Origin of the sequence: Streptomyces sp. ISL-87 (assembly GCF_018614095.1) — a bacterium.
Classification (GTDB): Bacteria; Actinomycetota; Actinomycetes; order Streptomycetales; family Streptomycetaceae; genus Streptomyces.
Genome location: NZ_JAGGOY010000050.1, coordinates 1 through 7,301, shown reverse-complemented (window position 1 = coordinate 7,301; position 7,301 = coordinate 1). Strand labels below are relative to the sequence as shown.

8 protein-coding genes are annotated in these 7,301 nt (G+C 70.9%); 7 read left to right on the top strand and 1 reads right to left on the bottom strand.

The genetic code is table 11. The annotated features are described in order from the left end of the window. The first annotated feature begins 44 nt into the window (after positions 1 to 44). From J7I97_RS19485 to J7I97_RS19455, 7 genes are all read left to right on the top strand, one after another. Positions 45 to 785 carry a DUF2786 domain-containing protein gene (locus J7I97_RS19485; protein ID WP_214936593.1) on the top strand — a complete coding sequence of 247 codons (741 nt, stop codon included), beginning with the start codon at positions 45 to 47 and terminating at the stop codon, positions 783 to 785. Positions 786 to 860: 75 nt separating this feature from the next. Further along, positions 861 to 1,325 (top strand): DUF6197 family protein, encoded by a 465-nt coding sequence (locus J7I97_RS19480; RefSeq protein WP_214936591.1) that lies wholly within the window; start codon positions 861 to 863, stop codon positions 1,323 to 1,325. Between the two features lie 96 nt (positions 1,326 to 1,421). After that, on the top strand, positions 1,422 to 3,203 hold the full coding sequence (locus J7I97_RS19475; RefSeq protein WP_214936589.1) for a ParB N-terminal domain-containing protein: 1,782 nt from the start codon (positions 1,422 to 1,424) through the stop codon (positions 3,201 to 3,203). Positions 3,204 to 3,271: 68 nt separating this feature from the next. Continuing rightward, positions 3,272 to 3,694, top strand: a complete 423-nt coding sequence (locus tag J7I97_RS19470) for a hypothetical protein (protein WP_214936587.1) — start codon at positions 3,272 to 3,274, stop codon at positions 3,692 to 3,694. Positions 3,695 to 3,829: 135 nt separating this feature from the next. After that, the gene (locus tag J7I97_RS19465; protein WP_214936585.1) at positions 3,830 to 5,047 is read left to right on the top strand and encodes a hypothetical protein; all 1,218 of its coding nucleotides are present in this window, start codon (positions 3,830 to 3,832) and stop codon (positions 5,045 to 5,047) included. A 377-nt stretch (positions 5,048 to 5,424) separates the two neighbouring features. After that, the gene (locus J7I97_RS19460) at positions 5,425 to 5,607 is read left to right on the top strand and encodes a hypothetical protein (RefSeq protein WP_214936583.1); all 183 of its coding nucleotides are present in this window, start codon (positions 5,425 to 5,427) and stop codon (positions 5,605 to 5,607) included. Beyond that, positions 5,607 to 5,975, top strand: a complete 369-nt coding sequence (locus J7I97_RS19455) for a hypothetical protein (protein ID WP_214936581.1) — start codon at positions 5,607 to 5,609, stop codon at positions 5,973 to 5,975. The genes J7I97_RS19460 and J7I97_RS19455 overlap by 1 nt, the downstream gene beginning before the upstream one ends. Positions 5,976 to 6,247: 272 nt before the next feature. On the opposite strand, the gene J7I97_RS19450 is transcribed toward J7I97_RS19455, so the two are convergent. Beyond that, positions 6,248 to 7,066: a hypothetical protein gene (locus tag J7I97_RS19450; RefSeq protein ID WP_214936579.1), complete on the bottom strand. Its 819-nt coding sequence runs from the start codon at positions 7,064 to 7,066 to the stop codon at positions 6,248 to 6,250. Positions 7,067 to 7,301 lie beyond the last annotated feature (235 nt).

Genomic DNA, 7,301 nt, shown 5'->3' with positions numbered 1-7,301 from the left:
GGTCCAGCCGGCCTCGGGCACCCCCTCTCGCCAGGAGAACGCACGTGAACAGCACCAAGGTGCCCGCGAAGCTCGAAACGATCCGGGCTCTGCTTGCCAAGGCGGAGGACCCCCGCACCCCCGAGGCGGAAGCGGAGCTGGCCCGGAGGCGGGCGTTCGAGATGATGGCGAAGTACGGCGTCGAGCAGGCGATGCTGAACGACGCGAACCCGGCCAGCGACGCCCCAGCCGACCGTCAGATCGTCCTGGACAACCCGTGGGCCATGGAGCGGGTGCGACTGATCAACCGCATAGCCGTTGCTCTCGGTTGCCAGCTCATCCATCTTGGGCGCGACGGCGACGGCCCTGCCCGCCGGGTGCACATCTTCGGATACGCCAGCGATCTTGAGCGCGTCGAACTGCTATACACCTCTCTCCTGCTTCAGATGAACGGCGGACTCAACGCCCAGACCGTGCCCGTGCGCAGCGGCGCTCGCGCCTGGCGTCGATCTTGGCTCCTCGGCTTCATCAGCCGAGTTGGCGACCGCATCGAAGAGGCCGAGCGCGGCGCATGTGAGCAGGCCAGCGCCGAGACCACGGCCACCGGCCGCAGTGCCGCCCTTGTGCTGGCAGACCGCAAGTCCGTCGTTGAGCGCAGCTACCGGCAGGCGTACCCGCGTGCCCGCAGCGGCGGCCGGACGACCATGACCGGCAACGGGTACGGGGCGGGTTGGTCCGCCGGGAGCCGCGCGGACATCGGCGGTAAGCGGATCGGCCGCACCGGGGCCGGAGCAATCGCGGCGTAACCGCATCAGCAGGCCGGGGCGGCAGCCCGCCGCCCCGGCCACGCTCCCCGCCCTTCTCGAACCAGGAGCCCGACCATGCCCCGACGTAAGGGCCCCGCCGCCCCCGCGCGCATCCTCACCGTCGCCGCCGACCACATCGAACGCGTCGGTCTCTACCAGGGTGATCACCTCTGGCAGCCCGGCAGGATGGGCGACACCGCCCCGTGCACCGTGCTGCACGCTTGGGAGCGCGGCGTGCGTGCCGCCCGGCCCCGCTGGTCCGTACGCGGTGAACCGTGGGACATCTTCCAGCGTGCCCTTTTCGACTCCCTTGTGGTGCTCAGCAACCACATCAACGGCCGCCCCGTGTCCGGCGTCCGGTGGCGGAATCTGCGGCTCACGGAAGACGCCTACCGGCGCACCATGCTGTGGTGCTGGGGAGGCGGGCCCGAGCGGACCACCGCCGAGGCCGCCGCCATAATCCGCACCGCCGCAGCCCTGTACCCGAGTGGCGCCGATCACATGATCCCGGGTTGTCCCATCCTTCAGAACGTGGTTTAATTAGTGGTGTCGGAAGGGGGAGGGCAACACCCCCGACCGACACCCCCCACCGGGCCGAACGGCCCGACGCAACTCTCACCAGGAAGAGAAGGACCGATGACCAACACCAAGGCTCAGGCCGGCGTCCAGGCTGCCCCCGCCCCGTGGCCGACCCTCACCGTCGCCGAACTCGCCGCGCACCCCGGCAACCTCCGCAACATCGAGACCCCGGCCGATCTGCTGGCCGATGTGAAGGAGAACGGCGTCGAGGAGCCGCTGTACGTCGTGCGGACCCACGGCGACGTGCCGCAGATCATCGACGGGTTCCAGCGTCTCGCCGCCGCCGTCGCCGTAGGGCTGGAGACCGTGCCGGTCACGCCCCGCCCGGTCATCCAGATCGGCGCGCTCACCCCGCACCCTAAGAATGCCCGCGAAGACCTGGACATCAACGCCCCGTTCGTGGACTCCCTTCGTGCCGAGGGGTGCCGTATCCCGGTCAAGATCCAGCGCCTTGACGGCGGAGTCCTCCAGGTCAACGACGGAAACCGCCGGTTCTTCGGCTCGAAGGACGCGGGTCTGACCCACCTGCCGTACGAGTGGGACGACGACGACCGTGACGCGGCCGGACAGTTCCTCGACATGATGACCACCGCTCAGCACCGCAAGAGCCTGACCCCGTCGGAGATGAACCAGGCCATGTTCAGCGCGGCCGAGGCGGGCGCGCAGGTCGGCCGTATCGCCAAGGCCGCAGGCGTGCGGCAGAAGGACGTGAAGACCGTCGTCAAGGTCCGGTCGGACGAGAAGCTGAGCGCCGCCGTCGCGGGCGCGAGCAGCTACGCGTGGACGTTCGAGCACCTGGCCGCGATCTCGGAGTTTGCCGACGACGCCGAAGCGCTCGCCGCGATCACCGAGGCCGCCGCCGAGGACGACGCGGACGCCGGAGACGTCGACTGGGCCATTGCCATCGAGCGGACCAAGCGCGACAAGCAGGCCAAGGCCCAGGCGCATCGCGCCGAGCTGGAGACCGCCGGGCAAAAGATCCGGGCCGCCGAGGAGCTGTCCGAGCGCGCCATGCCCGTGTGGCGGCTGCACGGCATCAGCACCGAGGAGCACGCCGAGTGCAAGGGGCTTGTGTGGGTGTTCGACGAGCGCCGGGGCGACCGGTATGAGCCCTACTGCTCCGCCCCCGGCCTGTACGGGCACACGGTGCCCGAGAGTGCCAGCAGCAGCGGCAGCAGCGGCACAACGACCACTGCCCAGAAGGAGGCCGAGCGCGCCGCCCGCGCCGCCGTCAAGAAGGGCAACATCGACTGGGACGCCTCCGAAGACCTGCGCCGAAAGTGGATCACCGACCTGATCAAGCGTCGCACCCTCACGAAGAACATCACCAACGCCCTGATCGGCCATGTCAACGAGGCTCTTGTCAGCGGTACGTGGGGAGTGTCCGACGACCTGAACAAGGACGGCACCAGCGAGATTCTGGCCGCCTTTCTCGGCCTGAACACCCAGCAGGCCAAGGACCGCAGCCGGTTCGCCGAGCACATTGCCAAGGACCCGCGCCGGGCCCCTCAGCTCCAATTCGCGGCCATCGCGGCCGTCCGGGAGAAGTGCGGGAACCGGTCGGCATGGAGGACCGACGACCAGCACGCCCCGTGGACGCGGAAGCCCACGGCCCGTTGGTTCAAGGTGCTGGGGTCCCTGGGGTACCCGCTCACGCCCATTGAACAGTCCGTTGTGGATGGGGAGCCGTACGACCCGGCGAAGAAGAAGGCCCGCGCCGCGATCACGTCCGGCAGCGAGCCGGAGGCCGAGCAGGAACCCGGCACTGACGAGGAGTCGAGCGAGCCGGAGGCCGAGGAAGCCGACGAGCCGACGAGCGACGACGAAGCCGCTGCCTAACCCCCTCAGTCGACCGCCGCCGGGGGCGGGAAGTTTTTCCGCCCCCGGCCACCCTCAGGAGTCCCGCAGTGACCCGTACAGCTCTGTTCGAGACCCACGCCGACGACCACGGTTGCGGGTGCGTCCCCGCCCCCGCCGAGCCCGACCCCGGAACCACCGCTGACATCATGCAGGCCCGCGCTATCGCGTCCGGGCTGGCGGAATTCGGTATCGGGCCCGCCCGCTGGTCCGCCGCCTACGACCACCAGGCCGCCGCCGTCGTCCTGCGCGTGGACACCCCGCGCGGACTGTACGCACTCGCCATCCCGGCCCCCGGCCAGCCGTTCCCCGTCCGCCACCGGGGCGAGCGGATCGGAGCGCTTGATTGCCGCCGCACCTACGGCACCGCCGACAGCTACACCGCCGCCCTGTTCGCTGCGTTCCTCCGCGACCGCGCCGCATTGGACATCCCCGGCCGGGATGCTTGCCCCATACCGCAAAACATGGTTTAATTAGTGGTGTTGGAGGGGGAGGGCAACACCCCCTCCAACCCACGGGCCGCCAGCCGGCCCGACCCCGGCCGTACGCGGAGGGCAACCCGCCCGGCCGGGCGCTCTGAACCTCTCTCACCAGCAGGAGCACCCACGATGACCAGCGCAGCCACGCGTTTTGACGTCCCGGCCACGGCCGAGTCGCGCGTCCGTCAGCTTGTCGAGGCGACCAACGCCCGCGCCGCCGTCCACCAGCTCGCCGCCTACTCGCTCGCCGTCTCCCCGTCCTTCCTGGCCGACTACCACGACACGGACGGCCGCCTGATCGGCCAGCGCCCCACCGTCACCGTGACGATCTCCGGAGCCATCCCCCGTCACCAGGGGTGGACCGTCGTGGCCCGTCTGGACCACGACGAGGAGGGCGAGACGCTGCTCAGCCTCTTCCCCGGGCTCCCCGAGCAGGACGCCGAGGCCGTGCGCGGATACCGCGCCATCGAGAACTTCTGCCACGGCTGCAAGATCGCCCGGCACCGTACCGCTACCTATCTCGCCCGCCACGAGAACGGCGAGTTCCGCCAGTTGGGCACGACGTGCGTGGAGCCGTACACCGGTCTCCCGATCAAGGGCCTTGAGGCACTGTGGCGCTTCGGCACTCTGAAGGACTCCGATTGGGACGGCGGGGAAGGTGGCATCCCGGCCGATCTCCGCGTGCCGGTGGCCGAGGTGCTGCGGGTGACCGCCGCGATCGTGACGCAGGAAGGCCGCTTCTACAGCCGTTCTGAGCAGTGGAAGAACACCGCGCCGACCGCCGATTTGGTCGAGTCGTATTTCTTCGACCGCAAGGCCCCCCAGGAGTGGCGCGCGGCCGTCGACGCCGAGCCCGACGCCCCGAGCACCGCCGCCGCCGTCCGGGAGTGGGCGGTCCAGGGGTATGGCAGCCCGCATGACTACCGCCACAAGGTGGGCCAGTTGGCGAAGGTCGAAACGGTCAGTCCCCGTCACCTCCCGACGCTCGTGTCCGCCATCGCGGGGTGGCACCGCGACCAGGAGAAGGAAGCCACCGAGCGGGCCGCCCAGAATTCCAAGCCGCAGGGCACCGTGGGCGAACGCATCTGCACGACCGCCACCGTCACGACCGTGATCGAGCTGGAAGGCCGGACGTACGGCTACAACACCCAGCGCCGCCGACTGGTCAAGTTCCAGGACGGCGAGGGCAACGTGTTCGTCTGGTTCAGCAGCGCCGCGACCGTCCCCGGCAAGGGCGACGAGGTCGAGCTGACCGGCACGGTCAAGGACCACAGCATCTACGGCGAGACCGCGCAGACCGTGCTCACCCGGTGCCGGATCACGGAGCGTCAGCCGGTAGCAGCATGAGGAACCGGCCGGGCGGACGGGTCGCCGCCCGGCCGGACCCCGGCCGCCGGGCCGTGGTGTGGGCGGCGTCGAGCCGCCCACACCACGCGCCGCCCACCACCGTGGAGCCTCCGGTGCGTCGGCGGCCGGGGGCACCGGCCCCTGTGTAAAGGGCGTCCCTTCGGGACGGCTCAGCCTGGCCCGGCTCGCAGCCGGCCGGAACGTCCGGGCCGCGGGCGGCCCTCCCATCCCGTCCGGACGCCGGGCCGAAGACGTGCCCTCCGGGCACGGCTGTACTGCCCATCGCGCTCCGCGCGACCACTGGCGGCAGCCCTGGCTGGGCGCCGCGGAATCCCCCGGCGAACGCCACCGAAATTTCAACCACGAGGACCAAGGCCATGACCGAGAACAAGGGCAGCGCCAGCCCGGAGGAGCCGACCGCCCAGCCGGGGGAGCCGACTCAGCAGACCTGCCTCCAGGTGGCCAGACAGACCGCGATGCTGGCAGTCATCGCCGCCGACGACGCCATGACGGCGTGTGCCGCAGCCGCTCCGGTACTTCGGCCAGCTTGGAGGGGGTGATGCACGCGGCCCACGAGGAAGCCGTCGAAGCCGAGGGGTTCGCCGATCGCGCGGAGCGGTACGCCGCAGACCCCGACATGCCGACGACCGCACTGTTCTACTGCGCCGGGCAAGCCGTCGACCATGCCGTACGCGCCCAGTCGGCCGCGGGGGTTGAGACGACGGCGGCCGATTTGCGGGCCGAGTTGCAGCGGTCATTGACGGTGGCTGAGTACGCCGAGCAGGAGAGCGCCCGTCGCAGGGACGCGGGGCGCCGTGGTGCGCGGCGCGGCCGCCCGGCCGAGACCCGCACCGGAAGCACGGTGCACCCGAGATGCCCCCTCGGGGTTACCAGCCTCGCCGACCGCCGCCGTCACGGCTCCCCGTAGCTGCACGCCACCGGCTTGATCGTGCCCGCCGCCGAAACCGGCGGCGGGTCGGCCAGGGGCCCGGCGGCTGGAGCGGACCTCGGCGGAGGGAGCGGGAGACGGTGCAGAACGCCGTTCGAGGGCCGCGACCGGCTTTGCGGTCGCGGCCCTCGGTGCGGCCGGGCCTGGCGGTACCTGCCTCCGCATGCCGGGCTGTGCTGCTGCCGGTGCCCGCCGGGCCCCGGGCACACACCCCGGGGCCGGCGGACGCCCTGCTACGCGGGCTCTGTGGTTTAGGAAGGACCAGCGGTGTAGGTCAGCACGATGCAGCCGGCCTCACCGGCCAGCCCCGACTTGCCGTTGTTGATGTTGCCGTCGGCCTTCGTGCCACCGTTGCCGCCGGAGCCACCCCCGCCGGCCCTCAGGGGGCATCCCACAGGCGCCCACCTGGTGCCCTCCGTGCCGCCCTTGCCGCCGGAACCGGACGAATCCCCCTTCTCGCCGTTGCCGCCACGTTCGCCGTCCTGGAGGCTGACGTCGGAGCCGCCGCACCCGCTGTTCGCCTTCCACCCGGGGCCGGAGGCAGTGCCGCCGGCAGAGCTTGTGAGCCCGTTCCAGCCGCCTCCGCCTCCGCCGCCCCAGTCGGCGTAGATCTTCTCGGACCCGTCGACTCGCACCCTCGACGGGTCACCGCCGGTACCGTTCCAGCCGCCCACGGGGATCGCCCCGCCATGGCCGCCGCTTCCGCTGGCACCGCCGGCTCCGACAGTGATCTTCAGGGTTTTCGCCTTGCTGACGTCCAGAACGCAGCGCACCGTGGCACCGGAGCTGCCTCCCGCACCAGCCCCGCCGCCCCAGCTGAAAGTGCCGACAGAAGCGCCGCCGCCCCCGCCGCCCCCGCCGCCCGCAGCGACGGCGGCGACCGAGATCTTCGTGACCCCGGCCGGAATCGGGAAGTCGACCATGCCCGGCGAGCTGAACACCTTGGTTTCCGCAACCGCCGGGGTGAGGTCACTGGCGTGGGCCGCAGGCGCTGTCGTCACCCCCATCGCGGCGAGCAGGGCCCCGGTACCTGCCGCCGAGACTAAGACCCTGTGAAGACGTCGACGCATGAGAAAGCTCCCTCTGAAAATGGATGATTAGGACGCTCCGACCCTTCCTCACCCGGGTCTCTCCGGCGCACTCCTCCATGCCCTGACCACCCGATCGAGTGAGCACCTTCCCGGCACAGACACACCCCGCGACCACTCGCACCGCCGACGTCCTCGGAGATGAGCCGCGGGCAACCAGGCACCCCGTTGTGCAGCCTGCCTTGTGGTGATGCGAGGGTGCTGGCGTTCGAGACTT